Below are 16171 nucleotides of genomic sequence, written 5' to 3' on the forward strand. Positions count from 1 at the left end.
TCATTTGCTTTGCACCGCCAAAATTGACAGCCAAAACGAACCACCAAAATTGACGACAAAAAGGGTAGTCAGTGACCGCTAGATCTTCTTCTACAATGCCAGTGATGTTACTGGTTTTTCTATTGCTGATGCCTGCCTATGATGGGGTGAAAAGAGCGTACCTACCGGAACTTTATCTCCAAGATATAAAAGCGGTGATAGCACACTTGCAGTTAGAGGAGGCGTTTGAAACCTTAGGTATAGCAGGAGAGGAGCAAGCTGATACGAGTGTTTTAGCTCATGAGGATAATGATCTAGGCTTAAGTGAAAACGCTCAAGATAATAATAGTAATGAGAATATTAACGTCAATAACAATGATAATGCCGCCGCTGTAGCGAATAAAGAGTTTAATTTAGCCAGAAGCCGCTGTGGTCTTGGCACTTTATCGCCAGATGCTGAGCTTAAAAAGGTCGCTTTAGGCCATGCGAACTATATCAAATATGTTTTTACTCATTCGCAGCCAACACTATTTTATCCGCACTATCAAAACGAAATTAAAGGTATTCAAGCGGTTACTAGTAGTAACAACCCACATTATAGCGGCCTAGATATCAAAAACCGCTTATTCAATGCCAGCTACGCCAATCTAAAGTATGGCTTTACAGAAAATATTGCGCAGAGTATGTATTATCACTCTGCAGGTGAGCTACTCTCCGCAGAGGCGGTAACCACTTCGATGGCTAGATCCTTGCTTGCAGCGCCTTATCATCTGCGCTCTTTAATGCAGCCAAGCTCGAAAGTGGTGGGAACGGCGGTCGTCGCCTACAAACCTTATGATAAAGAGGTGCGCAACAATCAAGGCTATGTGTTAGTGAGTAACGCCGCAGCAACAGCCGACACGGTGGGTGCTAGCTATAATGGTATCTTGACTTATCCTTGCCAAGGGGTAACTGGCACTGTAACCGCCCTTTATAATGAAACCCCAGATCCGGTACAGCATACCGGCCGCAACTTAAGTACTGATCCTATAGGTCAGCCTGTCTATATCAAGGTGGCAAAAGCCAACACTATTCAAATTATTAATATCCGCTTTTATGATGCGCAGCGCGGGACAACGATACCGACGCAAGTGCTCGATTATCAGTCAGACCCCTATCTGAATACAGAATATGAGCTTCCCAAAAATGAGGCTTTTATCTTGCCTATCACAGACTCAGTGGCTAGCTGTGAGACGAGCATAAAGCAGGCGATGATAAAAAAAGCAAAAAACTGCGGCCTGCATGGCAACAGTGACTATAAAGTAAGCTTCGATGTCATCATAAACGACCAGCGCATGATCCATCAGTCGTTTAGTTTTATGACAGGCGAGGTGAATTACTCATAAGGGCATTTGCTTAAAACCTAGTCGTCAGCTTAGCCCTTTGAGCTGGGCCTAAAATGAAGAGCCGGGCTGTTGTAAAAATTCTTTTTCTTTATCAGTAGACTCTCGGCCTAAAGTCTCATTACGATGCGGATAGCGACCAAACTGCTCAATAATATCTTTATGACGATGCTCAAATCCTAAAGTGCTTTCATCACCTAATCGCTCAAATAATGACAAATACTGCTGATGAATCGCTAAGGATTCAGAATGCATAAACGGCATAATAGTAAAGCGTCGCCATTCCATCGGTAAGCTAGCAAAATGCGGCTGCTTGATCGCTTCTTGTGCGAGCACCACTGCCATGCCATCTTGTGAAAAAGAACAAGGCTCACCGCGGCATAAGTTACGCGAGAATTGATCTAAGACAATAATCTCAGCCAAACGTCCTGCTAGATTGGTAATGGAGCTGTTGGCGTCGACTTTATTGTCACCGCGGCGCCAATGAGCGCATTCACCCTGTTTGGCCGCTTGCCAAATTTTGCCAAACTTTGACTCAATACGCTGATCAAAATCCTCATTTTTTTCAAACCAGTAAGGCTCGTTGTCTTTAGCAAACCAAAATTCTAACACGGCACGCGCATCAGCATCTATATGTTGTAGATTGATATCTGCAGCATTTATTTTATTATTACTCGCTTGACTAGCGCTTGTAGAATAATCGGTTGAGAGTGACATAAGCTATTCTCCTAGTAATGAATTTAGCTTACTATAACCCAAATAGTAGCTGTGGTCATGATGTTAAAATGTAGCGACCCTTGTGCTTGCAAAAGCGAATATATGCCTTATTATTAGTCGCAATAAATGATCATCAACTTTAATTTTTTGGCGCTATGCTATTTCACCTGTTTTGCTTATCTGCTTTAGGTTACCTTATATGAACTCAGTAAATCCAAACTTAGCTACTCCCAAATCGTCGTCTCAATTACCGGCAACTCCTTACTATCTGCTCGATGAGGCCGCAATCGTCAGCAACATGCAAATTATTGCAAAGCTTTGTAAGCTATCAGGAGCTAAGGCGTTGCTAGCGCTCAAGTGCTTTGCAACTTGGGGCGTGTTTGATGCTATGCAGCCTTACTTGCACGGCACTACCTCATCGTCACTCAATGAAGTGCGCTTAGGCTTTGAGACGTTTGGCAGCTCACAAGATAAGGAAACTCATGCCTATAGCGTCGCTTATAGTAGTGATGAGATAGATGAAGTATTGAGCTATGCTGATAAGATTATTTTTAATTCCATCTCGCAGCTCACGGCTTTTAAAGAGCAAGCTTATGCACAAAACATTCCTGTAGGCTTGCGTCTGAATCCTAAGACTAGCAATTCGTCTTTTATTATCGCTGATCCGGCGCGCCCCTTTAGCCGTTTGGGCGAGCATGACAAAGATAAAATTAAAGCGGTGCTCGCCGACATTAGCGGAGTAATGATTCATAACAACTGTGAAAATGATAGCTTCGAAGCGTTTAGCGATAGTTTGGCAGATATCGAAACTAAGTTTGGTGATGTTTTAGCAAAGCTAGAGTGGGTCAGTCTAGGCGGTGGTATTCATTTTATTGCACCTAACTATCCATTAGAAAAATTGGCCGATAGGTTAAAAGGCTTTAGCGAAAAATACGGCGTGCAAGTGTATTTAGAGCCAGGCGAGGCGAGTATCCATAGCGCGGGCACGCTAGTAACGACGGTGCTCGATACGTTGCAAAATGAAAAAAGCATCGCGGTGGTCGATGCTTCTATCGAAGCGCATATGCTCGATTTATTAATTTATCAAGAGTCGGCGGCTATAGCGGCTATCAATGATGAGACCATCGATATCCTGCCAGTAGCGGAAAATTTTGAGCAGCAGGCGGTAGACAATACTATTGTTTGCGGCCGTTCCTGCCTAGCAGGAGATATTTTTGGCGAGTATCCGCTAGCAGATCAGCTAAAAATAGGCGATCAAATCAGCTTCGCTAATGCCGCAGGCTATACTATGGTCAAGAAAAACTGGTTCAATGGCGTCAACATGCCAGCCATTGTGATTCGCCGCTTAGATGGCAGCATCGATATCCAGCGTGAGTTTGATTATCAGGATTATAAGGCAAGCTTGTCTTAGCTCTGTTATTTGAGTCGCGTTAATTTGTGCTACTGGTTAGGAGGCTATAAAGCTACGAAGCTATAAATCTAGTATTGACGACTAACAGTCACTAATTATGACTAAAAGATACGATAAAAATTGTTATAATTGCGCTGGGTAAAATTATTGAAAGAATCATAGTTTTTGCCTTACGGGTGTATGGGTTTTCCTCGGTCTTCCTTTTTAATTCATGCACATCATTCATCTGTTGCTGTTTTGCATAGCCACCTCTGTGGCATCGGCAGGAACACAAAGGAGGATTGTTCATTGAACACCAATCAAACTAAGCTCAATAAAAAAGATGTCCTTATCGTTGGCGCAGGCGGCGTGGCGCAAGTGGTCGCACATAAGTGTGCCATGCATAATGACGTACTCGGCGAGATTCATATTGCCTCGCGTACTAAGGCCAAATGCGATGAGATAGCGCAAAGCGTCCATGACAAAGGTAGCTTTAAACTTCCGGCGACTTTGCATACCCATCAAGTCGATGCCATGGACAGCGAAGCGCTGATCAAACTTATCAACGATACAGGCATTCAGATCCTTATCAATGTCGGCTCGGCCTTTATTAATATGAGTGTATTAGAAGCTTGTATTGAGACGGGAGCGGCTTATATTGATACCGCTATTCACGAAGATCCGCGAAAGATTTGCGAAACCCCGCCTTGGTATAACAATTACGAATGGCAACGCAAACAGCGCTGTACTGATAATAATGTCACTGCTATCTTAGGCGCAGGGTTCGATCCTGGTATGGTCAACGCTTATGCGCGTATCGGCTACGATATGATGGATAAAGGCTCAGTGACTGATATCGACATCATTGATATTAATGCGGGTAGTCATGGCAAATACTTCGCGACTAACTTCGATCCTGAGATTAACTTTCGTGAGTTCACCGGCACCGTTTACTCTTGGCAAGATAGCCAATGGCAGTCTAATGATATGTTCGAGGTCAAGCGCACTGATGATCTGCCTGTTGTTGGCTTACAAAACAGCTATCTTAGCGGGCATGACGAAATTCACTCATTATCGGCGAACTTAGACGTGCCGAACATTCGCTTTTGGATGGGTTTCGGTGAGCACTATATCAATGTGTTTACTGTCTTGCAGAATTTAGGCTTGTTATCTGAGCAGCCGGTGATGACGGCTGAAGGTCAAGAAGTGATCCCGCTAAAAGTGGTCAAAGCGGTACTGCCTGATCCAAGCTCACTGGCGCCCAATTATACCGGCAAGACTTGCATCGGCGACAAGGTAAAAGGCCAGATAGACGGCGTTGATAGCGAAGTCTTTATCTATAACGTCTCCGACCACAAAGACGCCTATAATGAAGTGGGCAGCCAAGGTATCTCCTACACCGCAGGCGTACCGCCCGTTGCTGCTGCTATGCTTGTCGCGACTGGGGAGTGGGACACGGGCACAATGGTCAATGTCGAAGAGCTGGATGCTAAGCCCTTTATTAATCTACTCAATAAGATAGGCTTACCGACTCGCATTCAAGATGTTAATGGTGATAGAGCGCTCGAATTTTAGGCGAAAAATTAATTTTATAAAGAAGCTTATCTCTTAGAGATAGGCTTTTTTTGGCTTAGGTTTTAGAATCTAGGTATTTCAATCAAAACAGTCGTCTCTGATTTTATAACGTTACACTTTTTATCTAAATACAGCTGCTAATACTGGTCACTAACACTATGAAATTATCCAGTATATGACATAATCCTATCATTGAGCTAAAGGACTACTACAAGTGCTGCCAAAAGACACTGACAAACGCCTTCTTTTAGCAAACCTAAAATAAATACAGGAAGTACAAATGGCCAATGGACCCGATAACGATGAGTTAAATTCAGCGCAAGAGCCTCAGGCTGCAACTACTGGGTCAGAGGAGTCTTCACGTACCCCGTTTGAGCGTAGTCAGTTTGGCGGTACCGAGCGTCAATCCAAACCTTTTGATGAAGACGTACCCATATCCCGTAATGATCTACAAAAAGGCGCGCAGGAGCTATCCGAAAATAGCGTGGCTCATATTAATTGGAGCGTGCTTATTATCTCATCGGTAGTAATCGTGGCATTTTCAATATGGGCTATCTTTTTGCCGGCTAGTGCTAGTACTACCATGAAGATGGTTGTGGACTGGATTGCCAGTAATCTAGGCTGGTATTACGTCATTACGATGGTGTTGGTGATTGGCTTTGTACTTTGGGTAGCCTTATCTAAGGCAGGTAGTATCCGTCTTGGGCCTGATGACTCGCGCCCGCAATACAAGCTGGGAACGTGGGCGGCGATGTTGTTTGCCGCTGGGGTCGGCATCGACATGTTGTTTTTCTCAGTGACCGGCCCGGTCGTACAGTACCTAACACCGCCTGCTGGTGAAGGTTCAAGCGCTGCTGCCATGCAAGACGCTGTGGTCTGGACGATGTTCCATTACGGTATTGCAGGCTGGTCAATATATGCGCTGCTCGGCATGGCGATGGGCTATTTTGCTTATCGCTGGGGTATGCCGTTATCGATTCGAGCGGCGCTTTATCCGCTGCTAGGTAAGCGTGTTCTAGGTCCTATCGGTCACGGTATCAGTACGATAGCGCTAGTTGGGACCGTGTTTGGCGTCGCTACCACTATGGGTATTGGGGTAGTGCTGCTAAACGTCGGCTTCTCAAGATTATTTGGTTTTGAAGAAGGCTTGACCCTACAGATAGCGCTAGTGGTTGGTGCGGTTATTTTGACTATTTTAGCGACTACCTCAGGCGTTGACCGGGGTATTCGCTGGATATCGGAGCTGAATCTTTGGAGCGCAGTGGCGATGATGGCGTTTATCCTTATCGCTGGCGAGACCGCTTTTTTGTTAAATGCTTTGGTCGAGAACTTAGGTCAATTCTTTGTCACCTTGCCTGCACGGATGTTCAAAACCTTTGCTTATGTGCCGGGTAGTAGCGTCTGGATGGGCAGTTGGACACTGTTCTTCTGGGCATTTTGGCTAGCTTGGGGACCTTTTGTCGGGGTGTTTTTAGCGCGTATTTCTCGCGGCCGCACCTTGCGTGAGTTCGTCATCGCCGCGATTACCGTACCGGTATTATGCGATTTTATTATCGTTTCTTTCTTCGGCAATTCCGCGCTTTATGAGGTGCTACAAGGCAATACTGCCTTTGCTGAGTTAGCTATACAAAGCCCTGAGCGCGGCTGGTATGCTCTACTGGAGCTATTCCCCGGTGCTACTATCATGGTCGCTCTTGCAACGCTGTCTGGGTTTTTGTTTTATATCACCAGTGCCAACTCAGGGGCGATGGTGATGTCGAACTTCTCGACTTCTATTCCCGATCCAAGCGAGGACGGCCCTAAATGGCTACGCATCTTTTGGGCGGTATTGACGGCGATGTTGACTATCTCTATGTTAATCGCTGGCGGCGTTATTACTATGGAATACGCGACGCTTATTTTCGCGCTTCCTGTGACCGTGATTGTTTATTTAGTGATGTTCTCCTTTTCCAAAGCACTGAAAATTGAGCGAGCTGAAAACGAAGGTAAAGTGCTACGCCGTCCTTCGATTACCCCAAGTGGCGGTCAGAGGCCCGAGCGTTCGTGGAAGCAGCGCCTGGGACAGATGCTAGCGTATCCCTCGAAACGTGAGGCGATACAATTTCTTGAGCGTGTTGTTCGCCCAGCGCTTAACGAGGTTGCGCATGAGTTTGAACGTCAAGGTTACAATATCGAGCGTGATAATGTTCCGCATATAGATAACGATATCGATATCGGCGGCCCTTTATTAAAAGTCGCTTCAGATGCACAAAACAACTTTTATTATCAGGTGTCAATGGTTGAGACACCGTCGCCTACCTTTAGTGGTAAAATGGCGCCCAATACCGATGTTTATTATCGGTTAGAAGTGGCGACGCAAACGGGTTCTGGCGGCTATGACTTGATGGGGCTGACCAAACAGCAAGTCATCAATGATGTACTAGAGCAATACGAGGCGTACTTGACGTTTATCAGTGCATCGGTAAACACTGATGCTGATATAAATAAAGGCGAAACGCTAGTTGGGGCAACAAAGAGTTATTGATAGAGGAACGCTGATAATCCTTTAATTCAGACAAAAAAGCTGATTATTACAGTAATTATTAGCGGGACAAGCAGTGTTATAAAGAAGCTTATCTGGTATAGATAGGCTTTTTTTATAGACAGGTTATAAACGATTTAATACGATAAAAAGAGGCAGCAAATGGCAAAAATTCTAATCACTCTTGGTATTATTTTGGTGATAATAGGGGTTATTTGGCTGATATTTCCAAGCCTATTTTCGTGGATAGGCAATCTACCAGGTGACATCAAACACAGCTCTGGCAATACCAAAATTTACTTTCCAGTAATGACAATGATTGTGATAAGCGTCGTGGCGAGCATTCTCCTGAATTTATTTAATCGCTAAAAGATCATCTAGGTTTTCACCCAAAGTTTTTGTTAAATTTTCTTAAGTAGTACTACCTAATTCTGCTATAGTAAAATGACCGTATCGTGTTATATGACCGGTACTACCTATTAGCAAGGAGTGCTTTTCTCATGGAATTTGACTATGTCATTATTGGCGGCGGCTCAGCAGGGTGCGTTATGGCTAGCCGCTTATCGGAAGATCCAAATATCTCAGTTTGTTTATTAGAGTTTGGCGGCGACGGCAAAGATTTAGCTGTACGTGTGCCTGCAGGCGTTATCATGATGATGCGTGATAAGCCGGTTAAGATCAACAACTGGGCATTCAATACTGTGCCACAAACCCATCTAAATAATCGCATAGGATATCAGCCGCGCGGACAGTGTCTAGGTGGCTCCTCCGCTATCAATGCGATGGTGTATACTCGCGGTAGTGCCAAAGACTATAATCGCTGGGCAGACAACGGCTGCGAGGGTTGGGGCTACGACGATATGTTGCCTTTTTTCAAAAAAGCAGAAAACAATATTCACGGTAGCGACGAGCATCACGGCGACTCTGGGCCACTGCATGTGTCAGAATTATTGAGCCCGCGTCCTATTTCCAAAGCCTTTGTCGATGCTTGTGTGGCTAATGGACTCGATGCCAATGATGATTTTAATGGGACTAAGCAAGACGGCGCGGGTCTCTATCAAGTTACCCACTTTCATGGCGATAAGCAGGGCCAGCGCTGTTCAGCCGCCGCCGCTTACTTACATCCTGTTGACGACCGTCCGAACCTCACGATTATCACTGGCGCTATGGTGTCCAAAGTTATCATAGAAGATAAGCGGGCAACCGGTGTCGCTTACGTCAAGCATGGCGAAGAGTATATTGTCAGCGCTCTAGAAGAAGTGTTGCTATGTGCCGGCGCGTTCGGTTCACCAAAGACTTTGATGCTATCAGGTGTTGGCCCAAAAGAGCACTTAGAGCAGCACGGTATTGAGGTGATTCAAGAGTCGCCGGATGTTGGCGGTAACTTGCAAGATCACTTGGATGTGGTATTTGACTATAAGGTCAATACTAAGGATATCATCGGTATCGGCTTAGGCACGGTTGCGCAGATGATGTCCGCTTTAGGACAGTGGCGCAAGGATGGTACTGGCATACTATCGACTAATTATGCCGAAGGCGGCGCTTTTTATAGCGCTACCGATAAGACGCCCAAAGACTGGCCCGATACTCAGCTGCATTTTGTCATCTCGCGCGTGATTAATCATGGACGTGAACTGAAATGGGGCTATGGCGTCTCAGTACATAGCTGTTATTTGCGCCCTGAGAGCCGCGGAACAGTGAGGCTGGCGTCAACTGATCCTAGCGAGCCGCCGCTGATCGATCCCAATTACTTATCCAACGACAAAGATGTGGAATTCATGGTCGCGGGTGCCGAGCGTGCGCGAGCTATTATGACAGAAGCGCCGCTTGCCAAGTTTATCACTGAAGACTACGCAGCGCCTTATATCAAAAAAGATGGCTTGCTTGGGTATATTCGTAATAAGTCCGACACCATTTATCATCCTGTCGGTACTTGTCGTATGGGCGCAGATGAGCTATCGGTCGTCGATACTGATCTTAAGGTACGCGGTATTAAAGGCTTACGTGTGATTGATGCCTCGATTATGCCGACCTTGATTAGCGCTAATACCAACGCGCCCACCATCGCTATCGCCGAAAAAATAGCCGAGCAGATGAAAGCTGAGCGTCATAGCAGTGAAAGCGTACCGACCCAGATTAATAACTATGCCAAAGCTGAGCATGTAACAGCAGGGTAATTAATCTCTTTGGTCTAAGCTATTATTAGAGTTTAAATAAAGCCTTCTAGTGTTTTAAATACTAGAAGGCTTTTTAGATAATCAAAAATTTAAGGAATGATCAGTACGACAGTTTAGGATTGTTCACTGAGGAGAGGGAATAAATTGACTTTTACAAATGATATTTTAGACCTTACAAGCATCATTGAGTTTATGAGCTATCAATTGGGCTTTTATGAAAACAAATAATAGCAAAAAATATAATTCTTCAAATGTAGCTCAGAGCAATGTGGACTGTTATGCGCCAGAGTATACAAAAAAAGAAAAATTAGTATTATTAGCTAAGTATCTTACTATTGCAGCCGGTTCGATAGCTTTGATTGAGTGGTATTTACTACCAAGTTTTAGCTCATATATTGATAATATCAGTTGCTATGACTATAAATGGCTCACAGGTTTTGAAGTGGTATTTTATGGATTGTTTGCAGGGTTTCCTTTAGGACTTGCAATAATGTTATTTTGTTTTGAAGGATTTAGAAATCTTAAAGTATTACAACTAAATCAGAACCCCTTGCCTAATGAGAAGGTTTGGAAACCAACTAAATATAGCTATGGTTTTAGAGCAAAAATAAAGCCGATTGGATTTTTTGCTATGCTTATTTTACTGGTTTTGTTAAGCATTATTGGAGCCTATAAAGCTCATAGTTTGCTTGATAATAGTAGCTTTAAAAAAGATGCAACCTGTCTCAATAATTAAAAAATATAAATATCATCGTTTATCCCTTTGATGACTCTATCATTAATAAGCCCTTAGTTACGTACAAGGTAAGATTTGCTATAATGCTCCGTGATTAACCATAAATAGTTAGCCCCATGATGCACATACAGTCAGAGCAGATATAGTCAAAAATAGGGACAGTTAGATGTCTAATGAATCATCGAGTAATACGTCAAGTGTACAAACCTTAAAGTTGCACTCAGAAACTGATACCCAAGCCTTAGCGCAGCAATTGGCTGCTCTATCCATAGAGGGCAGTGTTTGGTTATCTGGTGACTTAGGCGCGGGCAAGACGACTTTGACTCGCTATTGGCTGCAAGCCTTAGGTCATAAAGGCGCGGTCAAAAGTCCGACTTATACCTTAGTTGAGCCTTATCAGATTGAACAAGAGGATGGCTCAGTAAAGGCGATTTATCACGCTGATTTATACCGCTTGCAAGATCCAGAAGAACTATCCTTTATTGGTTTCGATGAATATCTCGATGAGCCGAATGCGCTAGCCATTATAGAGTGGGCCAGTCGCGCCGATAGCTATTTGCCGCCACCCGCTTTATTTATCGATATGACAGAAGCCGATGACGGCGCTCGGCAAATTGAGCTTCGTCTCTCAAAAATAGGTCGAGCTCAAGGCTTAGACTTATCCATTTTGCACTTATGATTCTTTCATGTTAGAGAACACCGCCATTAGTCGTATAAAAAAACTCTCGCCGCTATTGATCAATCAATTGGCTGCCGGTGAAGTTGTGACGCGTCCAGCCGCCGTAGTCAAAGAGCTGCTTGAGAACGCTATCGATGCCAAAGCCACACATATTGAGGTGCACATCACTCAAGGCGGTATGGGCATGATACAGGTAGCGGACAATGGCCTGGGTATCCATCCAGATGATATGGTGATGGCCATTACTCGCCATGCTACTAGCAAAGTCGCTGATGTGGCTAACCTTCAAGGTATCCGTACTTTAGGGTTTCGCGGTGAGGCCTTAGCCGCTACCGCTGCCGTATCACGTCTGACTTTGATCAGTAGCCCTGATAACAGCGGCATAGGTCGGCAGCTGCAAGTCTCTGGAGTACTCGCTGATGACCCACCATTAACGCCTGTGGTACACAACCGCGGCACCACAGTAACGATCAAAGATTTGTATTTCAATGTGCCTGCCAGGCGCGGCAATCTAAAGTCTATCGCTACTGAATTTACTCATATTGAAACGATTGTCCGCGAAGTTGCTTTAGCCCGTGCCGATGTGACGCTGGTTCTTTTCCATGATAATAAAAAACGTATCACCCTATCGGTAAATCAAGATGATAACACTATTAGCAACGGCTCTACTAGCAGCGCCTCGATAGCTAATATCAGCCGCTATCTCCCTATTGCTCGATTGGAGCAAGCGCTAGGTTTAGAGCTTCAGGATAATGCTGTAGAGGTTGCTGTGGATTTATCCAGTTTACAGCAGCAGTACGTTGACACGAGTAATGTCAGTCCAACAACAACGACGCAAGCGCAAATTAGCGGTTGGTTATGGCCAACTGCACAGCCGCAGCCTAGTCTTCCCAAGCTGCTTTATGTCAATGGACGCCTAGTCAAAGAAGCTATCATTAGCAATCAGCTAAGGCAATTAGCAGTGAGTGCTGAGATTGCGGCGATGGGGTATGCTTTATATTTTGAGCTGCCATTATCTTGGTTGAACGTTAATGTGCATCCTAGCAAACAGCGCATCAAAATCAGCTCGCTTAATAACATTATGGCGCATCTGAGTTACGCCATTAGCAACAAACTCAAAAGCGTAGTGATAGACTGTCCTTCGTTAGCATCCTTGAGTCCCAAATCGTTAGAGGACGAGATAAGCGATGATCAGCCTGATGACAGTGAGCATGGCTTTCCTGCCTTTAAACCGCAAGTACAGTCTATTAAGCACTCTTATCAGTGTTCAGAAGAGCCAGTGGCAGCTACGGTCGCCAGTGAGGTTAATAAGGTTAGTGACAGCATTGCGATAACGAGAGCAAGCGATAAGCAAGCTGATACAACCTCACTGATACCTGCTATAAATCATGAGCGCTCAAAGCCTTTACCTTACTGTTTGGAGGTGATTACTGAGCTATCAGAGTATGCGCATGGAGATTCAGGTGATTTTGTGAGCGCGGTAAACTATGATGAACCTAGCGTTTTGTCACCTTGGTTATTATTTTATCGCTCAGTCCAAAATCAAGGTCAATTAATCGTGATAAAAGAAGCGGACTGGCATAAGCAGTTCGCTAGGTTATTTGCTGCCAGCGATTATCCACAGCTTAATAGGTCTGCTAGCCACTTGGCTATAAACCAAGAGATTAATGAGCAGATAAGCCATTACGCTGCGCAAATGTCGACGCCAGATTTGCAAGCTTTTATCACAGATATCATAGAGATACTCACGACCAAAGCCATTGTACAGACAGACAGCAATCATTTAATCGGGTTATTATTATCATCCGCTTTAGCCCAATAATCTCTAGCTCAGCGCTATCAAACTCTTTTTATAGGCAACTTTATGTCAGACGCTCCTCATCCTATGCCAGATAATAGCGTCATCTGCTTGATGGCGCCAACGGCTAGTGGCAAGACCGCTTTAGCTTATGAGCTTTATGATAGTGGGCGTTATGAGCTTATCTCAGTCGATTCAGCACTCATTTATCGTGAGATGAATATTGGCACGGCTAAACCGAGCGCTGCAGAATTGCAGCGCTATCCGCATCACTTAGTTGATATTATCGACCCGACGCAGAGCTATAGCGTCGCTGAGTTCGTCAGCGATGTCGAGCGGCTCATAAATGAATGTCATGCGAAAGGTAAAATTCCGCTATTAGTTGGCGGTACGATGATGTACTACATGGCGCTGATAGAAGGCCTGTCGCCCGTTCCGGATAGCGATGAGCAGGTACGCAGGCAAGTCGAACAGTGGCGACAAACAGCAGGGATTAGCGCTTTATATGATTATCTAGCTGACATCGATCCTCAAAGCCATCAACGTTTAGCGCCCGCTGATACTCAGCGAATTACGCGAGCCGTCGAGGTATATAAACAAACTAATATTCCAATAAGCGACTGGCAGCGTCAACCTAAACAAGCATTGGCCCATAATCCTAACCAGCAGTGGCATGTCTTGTCCGTACTACCGGAGCGTTCATGGTTGCATGAGCGTATTAGTCAGCGTTTAGATATGATGTGGCAAGAAGGCTTAGTTGCTGAGGTTATTGGCTTACTTGAGCGCTATCCTTTGACCCCAAACATGCCCGCCATGCGCTGCGTGGGCTATCGGCAAGTACTCGAGTATTTAGTGCATATCAACCACCCAATATTTGAGCAAGCACATTTAGATAAGTCGCTATTTTATGAGGCCTTTGCTGTCAGTACAGATGACAAAACAAAAGGCGCAACAGATGGTGATCAAGCGGTACCTCTTAATTCTACAAAACCAATGACCCAACTACAATCTCAGCGACAGCATCTCGCTTGTGAAGCGAAGCGAAATAAGGCATTATATGCTACCAGACAGTTAGCCAAGCGCCAGTACACTTGGCTGCGTAAATTATCGAGAGGCTTAGCTGCAGCAAATCAGTCGATTGTAGCGTCTGCACAAAGTGATACAAGCCTTACGGATACGCAACATAATATAGTCATAAGCTCATTTACTTCTATCAACCAAGTGAGAGATTATTTACAGTAACCGCTATAATAAGTTTGTTGAGCAACCATTTTTTGTATCAACATCTTTTAGAGTAAAAATAGTATACTCTCATCTGCTTTGTGGCACTGCGTAAGAAATGATTATATTAAATAACGATAAACGACAATAGATCAGGGTGTTAACTGTTATAATTTAGACTGATTTGTCTTGGTATGAAATCACAACACATTAAAATAAAATAATAACTATTAGGAGAATTTTTATGTCAAAAGGACAGACTCTACAAGATCCGTTTTTGAACTCATTGCGTAAAGATCGTATTCCGGTGTCCATTTTTTTAGTGAATGGTATTAAATTACAAGGCCAGATCGAATCTTTTGATCAATATGTGGTGTTATTGAAAAACACCGTCAGCCAAATGGTCTATAAGCATGCCATATCGACAGTAGTTCCAGCGCGAAACCCTCGTAGCAGTACAACGTCAGCTTCTAGCAGCGGCGTACAATCCTCAGGCGCGGCCGGTAGCTACCAAGGCGGTGGCTTTGAGCGTAGTAATCCAGCAGGCGGTATGAATAGCGGTTACGAAGAGCGCGGCTTTCCCTCAAACCGTAGTGGCTTTAACCGTAGCGGTTTTGGTCAAGATCGTGGTTTTGAGCGTGGCGGCTTTGGCCAAGACTCAGGGCGCAGCGGCTTTGGACAGAGCTCTGATCGTAGCGGTTTTGGTCAGGATCGTGGTTTTGAAAACCCAGGTGAGAATACCGGCTTAAATGATACGCCAAAAGAGGATTTTAACGATAGCGACAACCACTAATCGCCATTATTTATCCAATTTTCTATCGTCAGCTTATATGGCTGATGGTTTTATTAAGATGTTTTATCAAATGAAGACCTACTAATGCAGTGGGTCTTTTTTGTATCAGGCCAAAATCTAATTTATCCCATTTAGAGTGCGGTTACTAAAGTTGATGATAATATAGTAAAATAAGCTATCAAATAATAGATAATGAGTTATATATGAACAGCGGTAAAAGTCATCTCACTCATGAGCAGTTCATAGCGACTGCTATTGAAGCCATCAATACAGAAAAGTCAGCCTTAGCTCTATTAACAGAGCAAATAGACGATCGTTTTGCTCAGGCTTGCGACATTATTTTGGCCTGCCAAGGTCGCTTAGTGGTCACTGGTATGGGTAAGTCAGGGCTGATCGGTCGCAAAATAGCCGCGACCTTTGCTTCTACGGGCACGCCGGCATTTTTTATGCATCCAGGGGAAGCCGGACATGGTGATTTAGGGATGCTAGTGCGTGGTGATGTTTTATTGGCCATCTCCAATTCAGGTGAGTCTGATGAAATCAAAACGCTGCTACCTGTCGTCAAGCGCCTTGGCATACCGCTTATCAGCATCAGTCGCGACAAGCGGGGAATGTTGCCCCGAGCCGCTGATATCGTATTGACTTTGGGTAAGTCGCAAGAGGCTTGCCCGCTCAATTTAGCGCCAACGTCGAGTACTACCGCAACGCTAGCTTTGGGTGATGCATTAGCAGTCGCTTTGGTTCATGCGCGCAACTTCACTTCAGAGGATTTTGCTTTGTCTCATCCTGCAGGTGCACTTGGGCGTCAGCTATTGACGCGAGTTGAAGATTTGATGCACACCGGTAGTGAAAACCTGCCTTTAGTCAATCAAAAGGCTTCTCTCAATGAAGCGCTGTTTACTATGACCAATGGTCGTTTAGGTATGACGGTAGTCGTCGATGATGAAGATAAAGTAGTAGGAGTATTCACCGATGGCGACTTGCGCCGAGGACTTGAAAAAGGTATCGATTTAGCCACGCCGATGCGTGAGATTATGACGATAAAGCCCCGTCATGTCAGTAAAATCATGCGCGCCTCTGATGCCTTAAGTGTGATGAATGAAAATGCAATTAGCCAGTTGTTAGTAATGGATGAGCAAGGTCACTTAGATGCTATTATTACCGTTCATGACTTATTGCAAGCAGGGGTAAAATAACAGCTTA

Annotated in this window: 13 protein-coding genes; 12 read left to right on the plus strand and 1 reads right to left on the minus strand. The window is 44.6% G+C overall.

All coding sequences use genetic code 11. The features are described 5' to 3' along the window. The first annotated feature begins 71 nt into the window (after positions 1-71). The gene (locus tag ACTXGJ_RS00170; protein ID WP_443564732.1) at positions 72-1364 is read left to right on the plus strand and encodes a CAP domain-containing protein; all 1293 of its coding nucleotides are present in this window, start codon (positions 72-74) and stop codon (positions 1362-1364) included. Positions 1365-1412: 48 nt separating this feature from the next. Here the strand turns inward: ACTXGJ_RS00170 and ACTXGJ_RS00175 are convergent, their stop codons facing one another. Beyond that, a complete protein-coding gene (locus tag ACTXGJ_RS00175) occupies positions 1413-2078 on the minus strand; it encodes a DUF924 family protein (RefSeq protein ID WP_443564733.1) in 666 nt (221 codons plus the stop codon). Between the two features lie 199 nt (positions 2079-2277). Between ACTXGJ_RS00175 and ACTXGJ_RS00180 the strand changes: the two genes are divergently transcribed. The 11 genes from ACTXGJ_RS00180 (at position 2278) to ACTXGJ_RS00230 (ending at position 16164) form a co-directional block, all read left to right on the plus strand. Further along, a complete protein-coding gene (locus ACTXGJ_RS00180; RefSeq protein WP_443564734.1) occupies positions 2278-3489 on the plus strand; it encodes a carboxynorspermidine decarboxylase in 1212 nt (403 codons plus the stop codon). Positions 3490-3777: 288 nt separating this feature from the next. Continuing rightward, on the plus strand, positions 3778-5043 hold the full coding sequence (locus ACTXGJ_RS00185; RefSeq protein WP_443564735.1) for a saccharopine dehydrogenase family protein: 1266 nt from the start codon (positions 3778-3780) through the stop codon (positions 5041-5043). A gap of 280 nt (positions 5044-5323) precedes the next feature. Continuing rightward, on the plus strand, positions 5324-7567 hold the full coding sequence (gene betT, locus ACTXGJ_RS00190; protein ID WP_443564736.1) for a choline BCCT transporter BetT: 2244 nt from the start codon (positions 5324-5326) through the stop codon (positions 7565-7567). 159 nt (positions 7568-7726) lie between these two features. Then, positions 7727-7933 carry a DUF2905 domain-containing protein gene (locus ACTXGJ_RS00195; RefSeq protein WP_443564737.1) on the plus strand — a complete coding sequence of 69 codons (207 nt, stop codon included), beginning with the start codon at positions 7727-7729 and terminating at the stop codon, positions 7931-7933. A 131-nt stretch (positions 7934-8064) separates the two neighbouring features. Continuing rightward, complete coding sequence (locus ACTXGJ_RS00200; protein WP_439241205.1) at positions 8065-9741, plus strand: GMC family oxidoreductase; 1677 nt, start codon at positions 8065-8067, stop codon at positions 9739-9741. 214 nt (positions 9742-9955) lie between these two features. Further along, the gene (locus ACTXGJ_RS00205) at positions 9956-10477 is read left to right on the plus strand and encodes a hypothetical protein (protein ID WP_439241203.1); all 522 of its coding nucleotides are present in this window, start codon (positions 9956-9958) and stop codon (positions 10475-10477) included. A 166-nt stretch (positions 10478-10643) separates the two neighbouring features. Then, entirely contained in the window at positions 10644-11156 is a 513-nt protein-coding gene (gene tsaE / locus ACTXGJ_RS00210) for a tRNA (adenosine(37)-N6)-threonylcarbamoyltransferase complex ATPase subunit type 1 TsaE (RefSeq protein WP_439241201.1), read from the plus strand. Positions 11157-11163: 7 nt separating this feature from the next. Then, the gene (gene mutL / locus ACTXGJ_RS00215; protein ID WP_443564738.1) at positions 11164-12978 is read left to right on the plus strand and encodes a DNA mismatch repair endonuclease MutL; all 1815 of its coding nucleotides are present in this window, start codon (positions 11164-11166) and stop codon (positions 12976-12978) included. Positions 12979-13020: 42 nt separating this feature from the next. Further along, the gene (gene miaA, locus ACTXGJ_RS00220; RefSeq protein WP_439241197.1) at positions 13021-14196 is read left to right on the plus strand and encodes a tRNA (adenosine(37)-N6)-dimethylallyltransferase MiaA; all 1176 of its coding nucleotides are present in this window, start codon (positions 13021-13023) and stop codon (positions 14194-14196) included. Positions 14197-14419: 223 nt separating this feature from the next. Then, entirely contained in the window at positions 14420-14968 is a 549-nt protein-coding gene (hfq, locus tag ACTXGJ_RS00225) for an RNA chaperone Hfq (RefSeq protein WP_443564739.1), read from the plus strand. Between the two features lie 203 nt (positions 14969-15171). Next, a complete protein-coding gene (locus ACTXGJ_RS00230; protein ID WP_443564740.1) occupies positions 15172-16164 on the plus strand; it encodes a KpsF/GutQ family sugar-phosphate isomerase in 993 nt (330 codons plus the stop codon). Positions 16165-16171: the final 7 nt, after the last annotated feature.

The sequence above is a fragment of the Psychrobacter sp. 1Y11 genome, assembly GCF_052259045.1.
Lineage (GTDB): Bacteria > Pseudomonadota > Gammaproteobacteria > Pseudomonadales > Moraxellaceae > Psychrobacter.

What these genes read in the sequence shown, in the direction of transcription:
- ACTXGJ_RS00175 (WP_443564733.1), bottom strand. Translation starts at nt 2,078, where the DNA reads ATGTCACTCTCAACCGATTATTCTACAAGCGCTAGTCAAGCGAGTAAT.
- ACTXGJ_RS00180 (WP_443564734.1), top strand. Translation starts at nt 2,278, where the DNA reads ATGAACTCAGTAAATCCAAACTTAGCTACTCCCAAATCGTCGTCTCAA.
- betT (WP_443564736.1), top strand. Translation starts at nt 5,324, where the DNA reads ATGGCCAATGGACCCGATAACGATGAGTTAAATTCAGCGCAAGAGCCT.
- ACTXGJ_RS00195 (WP_443564737.1), top strand. Translation starts at nt 7,727, where the DNA reads ATGGCAAAAATTCTAATCACTCTTGGTATTATTTTGGTGATAATAGGG.
- ACTXGJ_RS00200 (WP_439241205.1), top strand. Translation starts at nt 8,065, where the DNA reads ATGGAATTTGACTATGTCATTATTGGCGGCGGCTCAGCAGGGTGCGTT.
- ACTXGJ_RS00205 (WP_439241203.1), top strand. Translation starts at nt 9,956, where the DNA reads ATGAAAACAAATAATAGCAAAAAATATAATTCTTCAAATGTAGCTCAG.
- tsaE (WP_439241201.1), top strand. Translation starts at nt 10,644, where the DNA reads ATGTCTAATGAATCATCGAGTAATACGTCAAGTGTACAAACCTTAAAG.
- mutL (WP_443564738.1), top strand. Translation starts at nt 11,164, where the DNA reads ATGTTAGAGAACACCGCCATTAGTCGTATAAAAAAACTCTCGCCGCTA.
- miaA (WP_439241197.1), top strand. Translation starts at nt 13,021, where the DNA reads ATGTCAGACGCTCCTCATCCTATGCCAGATAATAGCGTCATCTGCTTG.
- hfq (WP_443564739.1), top strand. Translation starts at nt 14,420, where the DNA reads ATGTCAAAAGGACAGACTCTACAAGATCCGTTTTTGAACTCATTGCGT.
- ACTXGJ_RS00230 (WP_443564740.1), top strand. Translation starts at nt 15,172, where the DNA reads ATGAACAGCGGTAAAAGTCATCTCACTCATGAGCAGTTCATAGCGACT.